Origin of the sequence: Fodinicola feengrottensis (assembly GCF_039530045.1) — a bacterium.
Lineage (GTDB): Bacteria > Actinomycetota > Actinomycetes > Mycobacteriales > HKI-0501 > Fodinicola > Fodinicola feengrottensis.
Window position 1 is genome coordinate 1 of sequence record NZ_BAAANY010000034.1, and the last position, 17676, is coordinate 17676.

The following is a 17676-nucleotide window of genomic DNA, read 5'->3' on the forward strand; positions in this document are numbered from 1 at the left end:
GGTCAGCGTGTAATCACCATTGCCAAGCGAATGATAGGCCGCCGCCGACGATTCGTCGTTACCTTGCCACTGCTTGACCTCATGACCAGCACTGTCAAACAGAACATGGTCATCGCCGGTCGTGGCGACATAGTTGTCACCGCGATACTGAAAATTCGTGACCTGACCATGCGAAATCTGCTGAACCAGATGACCGTCAATCGTCCGCTCGGTAGCAGTCCCGTCCGGATCGGTCAGCGTGTAATCACCATTGCCAAGCGAGTGATAAGCCGCCGCAGACGACTCGTCGTTTCCCTGCCACTGCTTGACCTCATGACCACCACCATCAAACAACACATGATCATCACCAGTGGTCGCCACATAATTATCACCGCGATACTGAAAATTCGTGACCTGACCATGCGACGTCTGCTGAACCAAATGACCGTCCGTCGTCCGCTCGGTAACAGTCCCGTCGGGATCGGTCAGCGTGTAATCACCATTGCCAAGCGAATGATAAGCCGCCGCAGACGACTCGTCGTTTCCCTGCCACTGCTTGACCTCATGACCACTACCGTCAAACAACACATGGTCGTCGCCAGTGGTCGCCACATAGTTGTCACCGCGATACTGAAAATTCGTGACCTGACCATGCGACGTCTGCTGAACGAGGTGACCGTCCGTCGTGCGTTCGGTGACCGTACCGTCGGAATCGGTCAGCGTGTAATCGCCATTTCCGAGCGAATGGTAGGCCGCTGCGGACGACTCGTCGCTTCCTTGCCACTGCTTGACTTCATGACCACTACCATCAAACAACACATGGTCATCGCCGGTCGTGGCGACATAGTTGTCACCGCGATACTGAAAATTCGTGACCTGACCATGCGACGTCTGCTGAACCAAATGACCGTCAGTCGTCCGTTCAGTGACCGTACCGTCCGGATCGGTCAGCGTGTAGTCACCATTGCCGAGCGAATGGTAGGCCGCCGCCGATGATTCGTCGTTCCCTTGCCACTGCTTAACCTCATGACCAGCACTGTCAAACAGAGCATGGTCATCGCCGGTCGTGGCGACGTAATTGTCGCCGCGATACTGAAAATTCGTGACCTGACCATGCGACGTCTGCTGAACCAAATGACCGTCAGTCGTCCGCTCGGTAACAGTCCCGTCCGGATCGGTCAGCGTGTAATCACCATTGCCAAGCGAGTGATAGGCCGCCGCGGACGATTCGTCGTTTCCCTGCCACTGCTTGACCTCATGACCACCACCATCAAACAACACATGATCATCGCCAGTGGTCGCCACATAACCGTCACCGCGATACTGAAAATTCGTGACCTGACCATGCGAAATCTGCTGAACCAAATGACCGTCCGTCGTCCGCTCGGTAACCGTGCCGTCCGGATCGGTCAGCGTGTAATCACCATTGCCAAGCGAATGATAAGCCGCCGCCGACGACTCATCGCTTCCTTGCCACTGCTTGACTTCATGACCACTACCATCAAACAACACATGGTCATCGCCGGTCGTGGCGACATAGTTGTCACCGCGATACTGAAAATTCGTGACCTGACCATGCGAAATCTGCTGAACCAAATGACCATCGGTCGTACGTTCAGTAACAGTCCCGTCGGGATCGGTCAGCGAATAATGACCATTCGCAAGCCGGTGATAGAACGTCGCCGACGACTCGTGGTTGCCCTGCCACTGCTTGATCTCGTGACCACTGCTGTCGTACAGCACATGGTCGTCGCCGGTCGTGGCGACGTAGTCGTCGCCACGGTACTGGAAGGTCGTCATCCGACCGTCCGGCCAGCTCTGCCGGATCGCGTGGCCGGAGGCGTCATAGTCCACCAGCGAGCCGTCAGACTGGGTCACCTGTCGCGCTGGCTGCCCCGTCATAAACCGACCACCTCACTCAGATCCGGCCGCGCCGGAACCGGCACATACAGCTGCAGACTTGCAGAGCCGACTGGGTACGCGGCAGTGCCCAGTTCGGGCGATAGGGCGACTCCCCCGGTTCATGGCGAGATCGGTGAACCGACCCGGTCCGACGCTCGTTACACGACCATGACCGCCACCAAGGCGCGCGGGCCGACCCGGCGCGCGGACCGGCGCGCCAACCTGAGCGAGCCGACGAAAGAGCAGCTCAGCGTGGTCGTACGGGGAGAGCGAGGAGACGCGAGATGTCCGATTCGGTAGGCGGCGGCGACCCGTTCAACCACTTCACGTCTGGACCGATGCCGCGGGAGAAGCCCCCGGAAGCGAAGGACGACGGGGCGGTCGGCGCGAACCCCACCCCGCCCGAGGTCACTGTCGTCGACAGCTGGTTCGCGCCGTCCGCGACCGGCGATATCAAAGAGTCGGATCCGGGCAACGGCGGCCAGAAGCCGCCGGATGTGCCGAAGTTCGCGGTCACCGTCCAGACCCTGCGCGACGCGGAGCTGGCACTGAAGAGTTCCATCGACCAGGCCGCGGCGACCTACAAGAACCTCAAGGACACGACCAACCTGGAAAAGGGCTGGGTCTTCCAACAGTCAAGCGCGACCTCGGCTGGTCACACCGAAACCCACAACTCGATCAACTCGATCCAGTCCGGCCCGACGACCGACACCACGTCCCCCCTGCCTGAGCTGGCAAAACAGACCCCGAAAATGATCGCCGGCCTGGACAGCGCGCTGCTCTCCATCGCGGACGCCATCCATATGACCGGAAACTACGCCGCGCGCCTGAACGACGCGGTTCAGATCTACACCAAGGCCGACAAGGACTCATTCCTGCCGCTTCAATAACAAGAGCCCCGCAGTCCAGGCGTCGACGGGTCAGCAGGTGAGGATCAGCTGCGTCGCGACCTCGTACTTCTTGAGGTCCTCCTTGGGCATCTTGCTGGCGAGGTTCTGGATCAGTCGGACGAGATCGACCCTCGCCTGGTCAGTCAGGTAGTCCTTGGAGTCCGAGAGCTCCTTCAGGATCTGCGCGTGGTCCTTCGTCCCGCCCAGCAGGTCGTTGAGCGCCGTGAGCGCGGCCTGACTCGCCAGGTCCTTCAGGTCGAAGCCGCCGGCGAGCTGACTCAGCAGCGGCAGCAGGGTCTGGACGCCACGCTGATGGTCGACCGGGGTGTCGCCACCGAGGCCAGCGAGCGACTCGAAGATCCTCTCGCGAGGATTCCCGGCCAGAACTTTCGAAAGGATGTCCTGGTGACCGCCGGCGACCAGCTGGAGCGCGGCGCTGTGGGCGGCGGCCTCAGGGTCGCGGTTGGCTATCTGGTGGACCCAGGGCGCGAGCTGCTTCACCGGGCCGCCCAGACCACCCAGCAGGGTGGTCAGCGACGTACTGACGAAAGTCGCCGCCTCGGTCGTCGACGCGGAGGCAGGCCGGCGATCCTTCCCCGCGGCGAAGACCAGCAAGGGCAGGGCAAGCTGCGCGGAACCCGGCGGCTGGCCGTCGGCTGTCGAACCCGGGCGTACGGTCCAGCGGTAGTCGAACCCGGCCGGCACCCGATGCACCAACGACACGTGGAAGTCGTCCAGCGCGCCGTACAGCCGCGCCGTTTCCGGCCGGTTGTCGTCGACCGCGCCAAAGGTCAGGACGACCGGCACCTTCCACCGGAAGCCGAACTGCGAGAGCAGCGACCGTAGCGCGCGCACCTGCCCGCCCGGGACCGGCCGCGGGGTACGGCCGTGGCCGGCGACCACGATCGGCTGGCCGATCGCCTCGGCCCACCCCGCCAACTGCTCCACCAGGTCCTGGAGCACCTTGTCGGCATCGCCGAGCACCACCACCGGAGTCGGTACGTCGGGCCCGACGAGCGTCGCGCCGCGCGGCCAGACGATGGGTGCCGCCAGCAGCTCCGCCGGCGGGCGCGCCTCCCGGATCCGGTCGAGCCGCTCAGCCAGCGACATCGTGCCGGGTAGCCCGATGAGACGGATCCGTACGTCCCCGGCCGGAAAGCGGGCCGCCCGGGACCAGCCGAGATCCAGAAAGGCGACGTGCAACGGGTCGCGGTGGGCCAGGAAGACCGAGACGTCACCGCTGCTGTCGGTGACCTCGACAAAGGCCTGGCGGTTGCCCGGCGCACTCTCCATCCGGCGCATCAGCTCGCCGTATCCAGGCAGGTCGACCGCTGGACTCGCGGTCGCGGCAGCGATATCCACGTCGTCCAGCGGACGGCCGAACCGCGCCATCGCCGGGCCGTACCAGCCATCCACCAGCCCGCCCGACCAACCGAGCTGCACACTCCCGTCGGGCCGGTAAACGATCCGGTGGGAGATCGGGTAGCGAACGCCGGCCTGTGCCCGTACGACGCCGTCGGAGGCGTTTTCGTACGCCTGCGCCGGATGGCCGACCGCCGGCACCACGCGCACCCAGACCTTGGTCTCGTTGGTGAGCGGGTCTCGCTGTGGCAGGGTCACCAGCCGGTGCTGGATCTGGTCCAGCTCGCGGCCCGGCCCGGACGGCAGCAACTGCTCATGGGGGATCTCGACCGGGATACCGAACCGGTCGGCCACCTCACCCAGCGCGTACGCGTCCATGCCGGCGGCCATCCCGAGCGGGCGCTGGACCATCACGTCCAGGGCTTCGGGCGGAGTACGCCCCAGCTGCTTCGCGATCAGCTTCGCGCCGAGATCGTCCAGCTCGAACACCAGCGGTGTGCCGCCGGGTGAGCGCGACAGCGACAGGACCTCGTCGAGGAACGGATCGGCGTCCAGCGTGCCCCGGTAGCGGGAGTTGATCCAGACGCCGCCACCGGGCAGCGGAACGATCCGGCCGTCGGCGCACAGCTCCGCCAGCGATCGGGAAGTGATCGGCAGGGTCATGACTGCTCCTCGTCAACACTTGAGCATGGCGAGCATCGTGTGCTCGACCAGGTCGCTGTGGACCTGTTGGCCGTACGCCTTCAGCCGGTTCCGGAGGTAGAACAGCGGCGGCACCAGGGCGGCCCGCACGGCCGGAGACACCCCGCATGACGCGATCGCCTCGACCGCGGCACCAAAGGCGCTGTCCGCGCTCGGTTTCGCGAACTCGGTGATCTCCGCGGCAACCTGGCTCGCCTCGTCCGGCGACAGGCTCACCGCCTCGGCAACCGCGGCGAACACCATGCCCAGCGCCTCGGCGTCCTCGTCCGCGACACTGCCCACCAGCGTCGCCACCTCGTGCGGGGTGAGGCCGCGGATCGGCCCGGCCGGCGGCCGTACGTCCATCACCCGGACGAGCTCATTGATCCAGGGTTCGCGCTGCCTCAGCGACAGCGACTCGCTGAGGAAGCCGGCCACGAACGTCTCCGGCACCTGGTCGCCCCATCCCAGCTCCGCCACCCGTTCGACCCGCAGGTCCTGGATGTGCGCGAGGTCGATGGCCGGCGGACCCGCGTACCCCCGGCCCTGACTGTAGCGTTTCACCAGGTCAGTGAGGGTAAGCAGCGGCCCGGCCAACGCTGCCGGCAGCGGGCTCAGCGCCTCCGCGACACCGCTTGCGAGCAGTTCCGCCGGGCGGCTGGCCAGCAGGTCGTGCCGGTCGTGCCACGTACGCAGTGCCAACACCCCAACCCAGGGATCCGGCAGGTCCAACAGCGCCAGATACGACCGGGCCTCGGTCTCGGGCAGCGTTCTCAGCAGCGCCGCCCGGGTGTCCGGCGTGCGCAGCTCATCTCCGTACGTGGCAAGGAAAGCGAACTGCTCCGGGCTCCACAGCCGGGCCAGCAGCCAGCCGGCCGCCGCGGCCGGCAGCAGGTGGCCGGTCGCCGCACCCGGCACGTCGTCGGCCCGGCTGAACAGGTCGTCCGTCAGGCCCTGCTCCCCTCGGCTGACGGTCCCGTCCGGCGCGACCAGCTCCATCACGTTGCCCAGGCTTCCCGCCCCGCCGGTCGAGCGGCGGATCACCACCGGCTTGAATTCGCCCCGGAGCTGCTCGAACACGCCGTCCTGGGCGCCGGGAAGCGCCATTGGCAGGACCACCGGATGGACGCCGAGGCGGGCGTACGCGAGCAGCACGTCGCGGAGATCGGCCATCGTGCTCTCACCGGCTGCACCTGGCGCGTACACCGCGATCACCGGCCGCCGGACACCGGCGATCCGCGCCTTCACCAGGTCGAGTTGTCGCCGCGCCGAGCCGCTGAACGTGCCAAGGGGCAGCAACTGGCCCTCCCAGTGGGTGCCAGCCGGTGCCGGGACGGACACATCGTGGAGAGTCCGGTCCGGCGCCGGCATTCGGCCCGGGCGCCGGGCGATCACCGGCAGGTCCGTCCCAGCCTCGGTGGTACGCACCAGCCGCGGCTTCGCCCAGTCGACGAGGCGGCCGTTCTGGTCCAGTAGCAGGACCTTGGTGCCGGGCGCTCGCAGCAACGCGGTGTGTTGGTCGGTGAGCTTCCCGGTCAGATACTGCCTGGTGCTGCCGCGTACGGCGGGCCGGTCGAGTAACCCGCGCCGCTGACTGTCGAGCCACCTGATGCCACTGGGGAGGTTCGCCATCCAGAAGACGTGCGGCTGCTTCGCACCGGCCGGCGTGGCGTACACGAGCGCCATGTATCCGTTGTGGTCCGCCGCCTCCATCTCATCCCAGAACCGGTCGGGGTCCGATAGCTGGGTCAAGGTGCCGCCCAACACCGCGAGCAGGCTGTCCAGCGTCGGGTGCTCCAGCACGCTGGCGTCGACGATCGCGTTGGTGAGCCGGCCGTGCCGCGCCACGAACGCTCCGTACGCCCGCACCAGGCAGTCCGCCAAGCCGCCCGGTGCCGACCGTCCAGCCGGCGGCTCCACCAGCTCGGTCCAGTCCCGCAACCGCTGGTCCGACGAGCCCGTTCTCGCACCTGGTCGGCTCAGCTCCGCGCTGAGCAGCCGTCGCGCCCGCGCGATCACGTCCAGCGACTGTGTCGGGTCCTGCAGCAAGCCGGTCGGCGCGGTGTCCTGGGCCAGTAGGTCCGGTCGCGGCGCGTCCAGGATGCCCGGGTACGTGGTGCGGTACGCCGCGGTTTTCGACGCCGGGACGAGGCCGATCAGGCCGAACGGCAGGTCGACCCGCAGATGGTTCCGGCCACCCTCGACGGCGCCGTAAAGCGTGACGTCAAACCAGTAATAGTCGTTGGCGCCTTTGACGAGCTCGTTCTCCTCGACGTAGTCGGCGGCTGAGTTCTCGCCGCCGCGAGCGCGCTCGCGGCCAATCGAGAACAGGCCGCCGCCGGTTAGCCGATCGTCACCGGTGCCCTGGCCAAGCTCCACCAGTAGCGGCTGCGCCTGCCAGCCGCTCGACGACTCGTGCTTGTGCTCGGGCTCCGAGCTGTGCTCGGGGAAGGCGAGCGCGTCGTAGTCGCCGCGGGCCAGCCACCGCCCTTTGGTCAGGATCAGTTGGACGTGGAAAGTGTTCGTGCCGAACGACAGCCGCCCACCGCGCAGCAGCGTCGGCGCGGAGGTCTTGACGTTGGACTGGTTGAACCGCAGCTGGATCGCCAGCGCGGCCAGCGACATCGGCTCATAACCGGGGACGGACGGCGGCCGGGAACGGTCGTAACGGGCCGCACCGCGCTGGGTGGTGGCCGGCAGCCAGCCGGCGAAGTCGCCGAAGCCGAACGAGTCCAGCACCTGGATCCGCTCCGCGACCTCGCGGCTGAACCGGCCGGCGACACCCGGGTCCGGCGGCCGGATGCCCGGATGAATCCCGATCGTCGGCGGCGGCAACGACGGCGTGTGGCCAATCGAGTCACCAGGCCCGCGGGGCAGGTCGGTACGCTGCCGGCCCGGCCGGGTGGTCAGGTGCGTCGGGACCAGGAGCCGGACCGAGCCTCGTACGGTGTGACTCCAGGCCGAGCGTGGCGTCGGGTCGAACCAGCGCTGCCACTGCGCACGCCCGCGGCCGTCGGCGAGCGAGTCCATGACGCGTACGCCCGACTTGAGCAGCCGCCACGGCCCGTCGATCGCCTCCATCAGGCGAGTGGTCTCGAAGATCTCGATCCGGAAGCTGACGCTGGCGCGGAACTGCTGGCTGTCGGACTCGGTCGTGGTGGCGCGGCGGATGTCGCGCGCGGTCGTGGTCTCCAGCTGTTCGGTGGTCTGTTTGGCCTCGACGCCGGCCGCTGTCCCCACCACCACTCGGGTGCCGTCCGGGGCCGTACCGCGGCCGTCGGCGTGCGCGTGCAGCCCGTGGCCGCGCTCCCGGGCCTTGCCCTCTCGGTGCTGCGTGAAGTCCTGGCCGCCAACCGTGGACTTCGCATCCGGACGCGGCTTCTCGTACGACAGCGGCCCGTCGGTCGCCGTCACCCGTACGAGCACGTAGCGGGCGGCCAACGCACCGCGAGCCGGCAGGCTGATGAGCTGAAACAGCCCGTCCCGGCGAGCCGTGCCGTAGTTGGGGCGGATCGCGTCGGTACGGAACACCGCCTCGACCGCACCGGTGAGATCCGGGTCCGCAAGGTCGACTTTCAGCCCGGTCAGGCCGCGCTTGAGCGCTGGCAGGACCTCGCGGGCGTCGAGCTTCTCGATCGCCGACGCGGCGAACGCCACCTCCCGGTGGACCGGCACCTGCTGGAACGGCACCGGCTGTGGTCGCGGCCGCGCACTCGCGGGCAGCGGCAGGCCGTATTCGCCGACCAGCGGCTCCGGAGTCGAGGTCTGCATGCCGTTGTGGATCTTGACCATGGCCTGGATCGGGGGCAGCAGTTCGCCTTGCCGATAGCGCACGTACGTGAGGACGTAGACCGCGTCCATCCGGTGCCGGAAACTCCGGCCGGAGTAGCTGGCGAGGTTGAGCACCAGGCCGCCGGTCAGCTCCGACCGGTCGCGGGCCCACTCGGTGGACTGTTCGTACGCGACTCCGCCGGACAGGTAGTTGCCGGACGTCGTCGAGACCTGCCCGGCCTGGTGCGCGTCCGGCGGCGCGCCGTCGCCGGGACTGGGGACCGCGACCAGCACGCTCGCACCGAACTCCACCGGCACCTGGTGCGCGGTACTGGCGGACTGGACGATCCGGTTGTCCGACTCGGTGTACTGCTCGTGCGCGGCGCCCTCGACGGCCCGGACGAACCGCGGGTTGACCGGCACGATGTGCACTCGCAGCGCGTGTGTCCAGCCGTCGATCTCGCCGAGCCGGATCAGGTAGCCGGTGCTGGTCAGCGCCTCCTCGGCGTGCGGCTCCAGGAAGTCCGGCGTCAGGGTGTCGGCCAGGTCGGCGTCCATGAACTGCCTGGACCCGGCTGTCCGCGCGGTCGCCTCAAGGATGTTCGCCAGGTCGGCGTGCGGGGCTTCGCCCGCCGTGACGTGACGGCGAATGTTGGCGGCGAGGTTGTTGGCGTAACCGGCCAGCACCTTCACCTGCTGCAACCAGACGTACACGCCGTTGATGCCCTCGTCAAAGCCGCGTACGCGCGACCCGCCGGCGGTCGATCCGCCCAACCAGGCGCGGATCTCGTCCGCCTCGGCCGCGGTCACCGCCGAGAACCCGGCCAGCTCGGGCGGCACCGGTTCCGGCGTCGTCGACAGCGCCACCGGCGTGATCTCGTCAGGATCGGCCGAAGCGGCTTCGGGTTCGAGGTCCTCAAGCGCCACCAGTACGGGTGCGACGAAGTCCTCTCCGGCATAAACCAGGTGTGCCACTTCCGAGACCCGACCGTCCGGCCCGGTGACCGTCATGATCACGTCGTACGCGGTGGCGTGGGTGAACAGCCGCACTTCTCCGCTGGTCTTGCGCCGCCGGTACTCCTTGAAGGCCAGGTCCAGCGCGATCTGGCGTTTTCGCCGCAGCTGGTAGGCCAGGGCCAGCACCGAGGCGTGGATTCCGGCGTGGTCACCAAACATCGCCCGGACGGCCACCTCCAGCCCGAACCCGGTGTTCCACGACCGGCCCTGGTCGGCGGTGTACCCGGCCATGCCCTTGCTCTGCAGGTCGAGCGTGACATCGGTGTCGGTGCCAAGCTCCAGCAACTCGCCCAGCTGGGCCGACACGTTCGTACGGAAGGTGTGGCCGCCCAGTTCGTACACGTCCAGGATGCTGCCGTCGTACAGGGTGCGCTGGTGCCCACGCAGGCCCGGGATGCCGTATTTCACCGCCAGCTCAAGACCGCGTTGTTGCTGTTCCTCCGCCGACAGCGTCAGACCGCGCGTCTGGATCGCCTTCTGCAGCAGGTTCATCACCGCGGGCAGGATGAGCTGGGCGCCGGGCATCTCCTTGATCACGCCTGGGCCGAGGCCGCTCTTAGAGGCCAGTTCCGCTGGCTCCCGGGTGGGTCCGGAAACCCTGGCTGGGACGCTGGCCGGCGGCGCTGTCACCGGAGCGAGACGATAGGAGGCCGGGTTCGGAACGTACGTGCCCAGCGCTCGCATTCGTACGCCGTCGGCCCGTTGCTGGACAGGGCCCATCGGGACGGCGCCGAGCACCTGCCCCAACGGGTCGAGGACGTAGCGGAACGACGCGTCCGTACGGGCGCCTGGCTCGTACGTCTCGACGCCCAGCGGGCGGACCCGCACGTTGCGCATCCGGTTCAGCGACGCCAGGTGCGGCGGCAGGACAGCGCCGTCGATGGCGACCTCGATCGGACCGTACGCGGCCTTCACCATCAGGTCGCCGAGGCCGCTCATCCCGCGCGCGGCGAACGGCGTCGGAGTCTGCGGCCGCTGGCTGGCACTGCCACGCCGACGGACCGCAGCTGCGATCCACTCGATCGGCCCCCGGCCGAACGCCTCGGGCGCATCGGTCCGCGAACCAGCCCTGTCCGAGCCAGCCCTGTCCGAGCCAGCCCTGTCCGAGCCAGCCCTGTCCGAGCCAGCCCTGTCCGAGCCAGCCCTGTCCGAGCCAGCCCTGTCCGAGCCAGCCCTGTCCGAGTCCACCCTGAGCGGCCGGCCGAGCCGGTACGCGCCCTCGACGTGGCCGGTCGCGTCGAGGTGGTAGCGGAACCGCGTGGTCGTTGACTGCCCGGTCCGATGGCTGAAATCGCCCTCCGTACGAACCGTGACGTTTGGATGCTCGCGGGCCCATTCCCAGCCGGCCGGCAAGTACGGATCGGTCCCGGCGGCCCCCGCTGGGCGGGTCGCGGAGAGCTCGATCGGGCCTTGCCGCGCGAGCACCCGCAGGTCCGTCGACACCCGTCCCGCACTTACCCGGAAGGGGTGTGGCGGTTTCGTCGCGAACGGCGCGCGTAGCAGCGAGCCGAGCCGGCTACGTGGGCTGCGGACCGAGCCGTACCAGCGCTTCGGATTCCACCGCGACCGGACCTTGGGCAGGCTCGGAAAGGCCACCACGCGCCCCAGCGTCGGGTCGGCGACGGCCCGCGCCTGGAATGCCGCCGCCCGCCCGGCGGGTATCGCGAACTCAGTGGTGACCGGACTGGTCACGGTCAGCGTGCCCCGGCTGGAGTGCAGCCGCATGGTCACGTCGACGGTGACCCGGTAGCGCACCAGCTCCTGCTTGCGCATGGTCGCGATCTTGGTCTGCGACTGCGCGGAGACCGCCCGGTCGTCCGCCACCGAGCTGGCGAAACTGAGCACGTCGAACCGTGGCATCACCACGTACTGCGGCTGGTGCACCGGCAGCTCGACGCCGGCCCGAAAGCCGGCCCGGGAGCTCAGGCCGCGACCGGCTCGGCGGGTCCGGGTGCCAGCGATGTCGTTGCGGATGATGCCGGGCTTGGTGGGGGCGATCCGGCGCAGCTCGGAGATCGCTCCGCCGCCCGTCAGATGTCCCTTGAACCGTCCGTGCTCGCCGATGGACACGTCGACCAGCGGCGACGACCAGGCATTGGTGGTCCACCACTGCTGGCGGTCCTTGACCCGGTTCTCGTTGAGCATCTCGGCCCGGAACTCGTGCACTACCTTGGCCGCCTGGGCCTCGGTCAGCCTGAGCTTGTCGCGCAGGCCGCGGCGCAGGGACGCCAGGAACCCGGTGAAGTCACTGGCGTTGACGACGTAGTCCTCGTACTGCAGCGCGGCCGGGTTCGTCACGTTGGTCGCCGTCCCCGCGGTCGCGCTGTCGCGCGCCTCCACCGCGCCGGAAAACAGCTGGGGAAGCGCCACCACCGCGTGGCCGGGCAGCGGGTACGTCCGCACCTCCCGGCCGTCGATCTCGACCACGATGTCCATGTCGGCTGCGTAGTCGTGCATGTCGTTCGCGAGGATCCTGGTGCCCGACTGGCGCTCCTGGGCGACCGACTCGCGCCAGGTCCGGCCGCCGCCCACGGACAGCCGGACGATCGGCCCGACGATCCGGTTGAAGATCTCGTTGCTGGCCGCCCACACCGCGGTCAGCAGGGCGTCGCCGCTCCACTCGCTCTTGCCGCTGCGCACTCGCGCGTACGTGGTGTCGCCGTACCGCGGCCTGGTGACGGTGGCCTCCGGGTCGACGCCACCGGCCGGCGGGCTGAACCGCATCGCACCGGGCCGGGCGTGGACCCGGACGAACCGGCCGCCGATGTCGGCCGTCTCGCCGATCCCGACGAGCTTCTCCCACCCCCGCCGGTCCGTACCGCCCAGCAGGCCCTTCAGCCTGGCCAGGAAGGGTTCGAGCCCGGCCGGCGGCTTGGTCAGCGTGGTCGGTCCCTGCCGACGTGGGGTGAAGACCGCGTCCAGGCCGGTGAACAAGTCCGTTCGGGTCTGTTCGGGCAGCTCCCGGATCTCCTTGACGAAGCCGTCGCCAAGGACGTGCAGCTCCCGGGCGAACCACGGCTCGTACGGCTGATCCAACCCCTTCACCACCGCGTCCGCGCCGGCGTCCCATTCCGCGGCCTCGGTCAGGGCGCTGAACCGCTCCCGCTCGAAGATGTCGGCGGGGATGGCAGCGACGAAAACCGTACGTGTGTGCGCCGATCCGGTGAGCCGCGTCAGCGCCTTCTCCCGCTGTTCCACGGCCGCCGGCCGGTGCTTGGCCAGCAGTTCGCTCAGGCGATGCAGGGTGGCATGCGCCTGCTCACTGGTGACGATCGCGTCGATGTCGTCATCAGTCAGCGGGCGGCCGCTGGTGCGCGCCACCCGCAGGACTCGCTCGCGGATCGGCCTCTCGTCGGCTTCGATGTCCTCGCCGTTGAGCGCGGCCGCCAGCCGATCGAGGTACCTGAGGTGCGCGAGGTCCTCGTTGGTCGCTTCGGCGATGCCACGGTCGCGCATCCCCTGCATCCGCAGCCGCGCCCGATCCGCTTCGGCGGTCCCGGTGGTCTCGCCGGCCCGTACGAGTTCGACCCGGGCCGCTCGGATCCGCGCGTCCATCAGCCAGAGGTCGGCGAGAGCGGCGGCCCGCGCCGTGAACGGGCCGATCCTCGCCCGCCCAGTGGCCACCCGGGTCTGGGCGATCCGACGCGCATCGACCGCGCCATCGCGCTCGCGCTCGGCACCGGCCAACGCGGCGGTGGCGGTTCGCTGCTCAGCCGCCAGCTCGGTTCGCCGGGTCTTGACCGCGAGCGCCTGTCGCTGCACCTCGGCGAGTTCGCTGTTGAGCGCCTCCACCCCGTCCCGCTGACTCGCGACGCGGCCGTCCTGTGCGGTCAGCTCGCGCCGAGCATCGGTGCGTACGCCGCTGAGCTCGGCCACCCTGGTTGGGGAGGGCTTTGCCGCCTTCCTGGCCTGCTGGTAGTCGTTGTCGGCCGCCGCCAGCGTCTCGGCCCGCTGTGCGCGTACGGCCTGCAGCTCGCTGAGCAGCCGCTCGGCTTCGCCGATGCGGCTTCGCAGCGCGCCGAGCGTCCTGCCGATCGCGGCGAACCGCGCCCCTGCTTGGGTATGTTCTCTCGTCACCTCCGCCAGGTGTTCTCGGCGCAGAATGACCTGCTCGCCGGCTTCCAACGCGGCCGTCGTACGTCGTTCAAGGTCGTCGGTGAGTTCCCGAAGGAGCGGACCCAAGGTCTCGGTGAGCAGCGCGTCGATCGCTCTCAGCCGCTCCTCCTCCTCGCCGCTCACACCGGCGTCCAGGCTGCCTCGCGCCGCCGCGATCGCCGCGTCCAGCAGCGCGACTGGGTCTTCGGCGACAGGGTTTTCGGTGACTGGGTTTTCGGCGACACGGTCCTCGGGGACACGGTCCTCGGCTACACGGTTTTCGGCTACACGGTCCTCGACGACAGGCGTCGCGTCGGTCGGTTCGGTGCCCGGGCGAGGCACGGCGAGGTTCGTACCCGCCGGACGGCTGGGTGCCACCGGTAGGTCGACCAGCGCCTCCGCGAGCCGGCCGTCGGCGGCCGTACCCGAACTCGGGCCAGCGTCAGTCTCGGCCAGAGCCCGCACCACGGTCAGCGCACCGCTGTCCCGTGTGACCAGCGCCATCAGCCGTACGCGCTGGTCCGGCGACAGCTCGTCGATCAGCGGCGCCGGCTCGCCGTCCTCGGCCGCGGCGATGTCCGGGATGCCCGCGGTGAAGGGCAGGAACCGCAGCTCATCCGGGCTCTGCGCCAGCTCGCTCAGCATCGCCGGGCCGTTGTCGGCTCGTACCACGTTGACCGGCCGCCAGGAGGCACCAGCGCGGCTCAGCAACACGCCTCGCGAGCCCACCGGCGCCCGCCTCATCGCTTCGAGCACCTGGTGGACGCTGCCCACGGGCGGTCGGAAGACCCAGCTGCGTACCGACGCTGCCGGGAGCTCCGCGCCGCCGTCCGCGGTGTGCCAGGGACCGTCCACGCTGTCCCAGGAACTCACGGCCAGCCGCTCGTCGATGGTGATCGCCGTACGCGTGCGCTCCGGCCCGTCGGACGTCAGCTCGGCCAGCCACGGGAACAGCTCCGCGACCTCGTTCGGCGACAGCGCGCTCGTACGGCCCGGCGCGGGTGACAGCGACACCAGCGGGTCCGGCTCCGCGTTGCCAACCACTGTCACCCGCGTGTGGGGGTCGGCGAGCGTCGCCTTGAGCCATTCGTCAGCCGCCGGATCGACCGGGACCAGGGTCGGCGGCGAGTCGGCCCTGGGCTCCTGCCAAAACAACCCGGGATGCTCAACATCGCCGGCGAACACCCACGCCACCCGGGCCGGCCCTGAGCCGCCGAGCCGGAATGACAGCAGCGCCGCTGACCCAGATTTTGCCTGCAAAGCCTCGAAGACAGCGGCCGGACCGGTCGAGGTCAACCCGCCGAAGGTGGCCGCGAGTTGCCGGAAAGAGGACACCTGGGGCAGCCGCTGCAGCATCTCGGGCGTCCCATATCGGGCCACGTACGCGGTGAGCGCGTCGGCCGCCTCGACCGCCATCGACCTGCTGCCCACGCCGGGCCCGATCTGGAAGCTGTCACCGATCGCCGCGACCCGCTCGGTCCAGTCGGCCAGCCGCTGAAACGACGGCGCGTCACCGCGGGCGACGCGATCGATCGCGTCATCCAACGCCAGCCGCGACACCGCCTGGGCGCGGGTCTGCAGCCGCACCCAGGCCGGCCGTTGCGAAGTGGTCTGCCCGCCCCGCTGGTCCAGCGGCACGGCTCGTACCGAGTGGGCAAGCCTGGGCATGACCTCACCGGGCACCAACAGCGCGAGGTCGTAAAAGTCCCCGAGCTCGGCCAATGCGTCCGCATCGGCGTCCGCAAGGACCTTGGCCGGCGGCACGACGGCGAGGTAGTCGCGGACCCGGGAATCCAGGCCAGCGAGGTAGCGCCGCAGGACCGCCGACCGCTCCGCCTCTGGGCCCGGACGTACGACGGCAATTCCCGGCAGCGGGTGCGCGGTCAGCGCGGCGAGCAACTCCGATTGGTCGACCGGCGTCGAAACCGGGTCCTTGACCACAAAAGCACCACTTGGGACGACGATGACCCGTCCGTCGTGACAGATCGCCAGCGCGCTCCCATTGGGCACCGCGTCTCCCCAGGTCCGAGATGGTCTGACCTGGCAGACGGATGGGCGGCACGTACGGTTCATGGCGCCGGTCACATTTTCGGCGAGCGAGCCGCCCCTTGATCACCCGGCGCAGGACGCTAGTGGTCTGCCTGTGAGGTGGGATGGCGGAGTTGTTTCTCCAGCCAGTGGTCGGCATACCGTGCGTCCGAGTACGGCGCGATCTCGACGTAGCCGTTCCTCGCGTACAGCCGCCGCGCCTCGACCAGATCGGCACGGACATCCAGGCGCATCGCGGTCGCCCCCAACGCTCGCGCGGCCTGCTCAATGGCGTCGAGCACGCGGGAGCCGCCGCCGAGGCCACGGTACGGCTCGCGGATGAACACCCGCTTGAGCTCTGTGATTTGTGGTGTGAGCACCTTGAGCCCCACACAGCCAACGGGCTGATTCCGGTACCTGGCCACCAGAAACAGCCCGGTCGGTGGCACCAGATCCGCACTCGGCTCGTCGGCGAGCGCCTCGTCGATCTCCGCCTCGGTGGCCGTACGCCGGCTGTAACGCACGATCAGCTCGGTGAAGTACAAGCGCAGCAGGTCGGTAGCGTCCGGGCCGGCCACCGGCTCGGGCGCCACCGACCACTCTGCGAGCTCGCTGCTGGTAGATGCTCCGTTCACATCCACCATTGTCACCGACGCGTCGAGCCCATTCCCCGGCGACCGAGCCCGCCAATCCCCTCATCAGCGTCGACGAAAATGACTCACCGAGCTGAACGCGCGCGCTCTGTGTCTCGTTGAGATAAGCCATGAGCACTGTCGGGAAGGACGAGCGATGGGGCTATTCGGCATCAACCGAAAAACAGCCTGGTCGCGATCAGCGGCAGTGTTTCTCGTCCCGGCCCGCCGTCGAGCGCGCAGCTATAGCATGGCTGTCTTGGGTAAATGCGCCGCAACGATTCGCCCGGAATACCAATTTCCGTTGGAATTTCGGCGGCGAGACCGGCACCCTGCTCAGTGAAATTCTGAGTCCGCTGGCCAAACCCCGACCCGCCGAGGACGGTCGGCGGGATGAGCGGTCAGTGTCCCAACGCAACAGCGGCGCCCGCCCGGTGTCGCGTACGCCTACAACGGCACTCCCTTCTCCCCCAAAGGCGCCCGCCGGCTCGCTTGCGCCGTGGCGGGCGTAAGAGCAGAACCCCGCAGCGCGCCTCGAAACAAGAGTTTTCCACAGGGGTTAAGTGGTCCGTTTCTTATCCACAGAAACGAAAACTGGCACCCCGACTGTCAGTGGCAACCAGTAAAATTGGGTCATGAGCAAAAAACGAAGGCGACCGGAATTCACCGACCCCAACAAGCAGCCGTGGCGCACCATGCCACCCAGCTGGGTCCCCCTGCAAATGCTGGAAGAACTCGACCGGTACGGCCGAGCCGACGCGGACACCGCGCTCGCCGCGATCGAAACCTTGGATAAGGTGATTTCGTATACGCAGGCGATGCAGATGCGGTTCATGGACCGCTTCACCAACGCCCGCCCAGCCGTAGGCGCACCATTCTCCAAATACGCGGCCGGTGAAATCGCCGCATCACTAACCTGGAGCGTGCCCGCTGCTCAAAAGCGACTGAACTTGGCGTACCAACTCGTCCACGAACTCCCCGGCACCATGGCCGGGATGTCCCACGGTCACCTTGACTTGCGCAAAGCATTCACGTTCGCGGACCAGGTCGGCCACCTCTCACCTGAAGACGCTCGGAAAGTCGAAGAGAAAGTGCTACCCGGCGCCGATTCCAAGACGCCTCGATCGATCCGGGACAGGGCCCGCCGGGAGGTCATCAAAATCGACCCAGCCGCTGCCGAAGCCCGCCGCAAGAAACTGGTCTCCGAACGACGGGTGGAAAAGCAGCCCTGCGAAGACGGGATGGCGCTGCTGGGCGCTTTCCTGCCCGCCGAATCAGCGGAAGCGATCTACCGCATCATCGACACCATCGCTCGCAGC

The 17676-nt window shown here is 68.4% G+C and carries 6 protein-coding genes; 2 read left to right on the top strand and 4 right to left on the bottom strand.

Annotated elements, in window-relative coordinates; genetic code table 11:
• Positions 1 to 1881, bottom strand: a 1881-nt coding sequence (locus ABD301_RS34075) for a hypothetical protein (protein WP_344314316.1), incomplete at its 3' end; no start/stop codon positions are given.
• Between the two features lie 284 nt (positions 1882 to 2165).
• Between ABD301_RS34075 and ABD301_RS34080 the strand changes: the two genes are divergently transcribed.
• On the top strand, positions 2166 to 2771 hold the full coding sequence (locus ABD301_RS34080; RefSeq protein ID WP_344314317.1) for a hypothetical protein: 606 nt from the start codon (positions 2166 to 2168) through the stop codon (positions 2769 to 2771).
• Positions 2772 to 2801: 30 nt separating this feature from the next.
• Here ABD301_RS34080 and ABD301_RS34085 read toward each other — a convergent pair whose 3' ends face one another.
• From ABD301_RS34085 to ABD301_RS34095, 3 genes are all read right to left on the bottom strand, one after another.
• The gene (locus ABD301_RS34085) at positions 2802 to 4796 is read right to left on the bottom strand and encodes a hypothetical protein (RefSeq protein ID WP_344314318.1); all 1995 of its coding nucleotides are present in this window, start codon (positions 4794 to 4796) and stop codon (positions 2802 to 2804) included.
• A 12-nt stretch (positions 4797 to 4808) separates the two neighbouring features.
• Positions 4809 to 15707, bottom strand: a complete 10899-nt coding sequence (locus ABD301_RS34090; protein ID WP_344314319.1) for a hypothetical protein — start codon at positions 15705 to 15707, stop codon at positions 4809 to 4811.
• Between the two features lie 119 nt (positions 15708 to 15826).
• Entirely contained in the window at positions 15827 to 16360 is a 534-nt protein-coding gene (locus tag ABD301_RS34095) for a GNAT family N-acetyltransferase (protein WP_344314320.1), read from the bottom strand.
• Positions 16361 to 16992: 632 nt separating this feature from the next.
• On the opposite strand from ABD301_RS34095, the gene ABD301_RS34100 reads away from it, so the two are divergent.
• A partial coding sequence (locus ABD301_RS34100; RefSeq protein ID WP_344314321.1) for a DUF222 domain-containing protein occupies positions 16993 to 17676 on the top strand: 684 nt, incomplete at its 3' end.

Excerpts from the sequence above, each read along its gene's own strand:
- ABD301_RS34085 (WP_344314318.1), bottom strand. The coding sequence starts at position 4,796 with ATGACCCTGCCGATCACTTCCCGATCGCTGGCGGAGCTGTGCGCCGAC.
- ABD301_RS34080 (WP_344314317.1), top strand. The coding sequence starts at position 2,166 with ATGTCCGATTCGGTAGGCGGCGGCGACCCGTTCAACCACTTCACGTCT.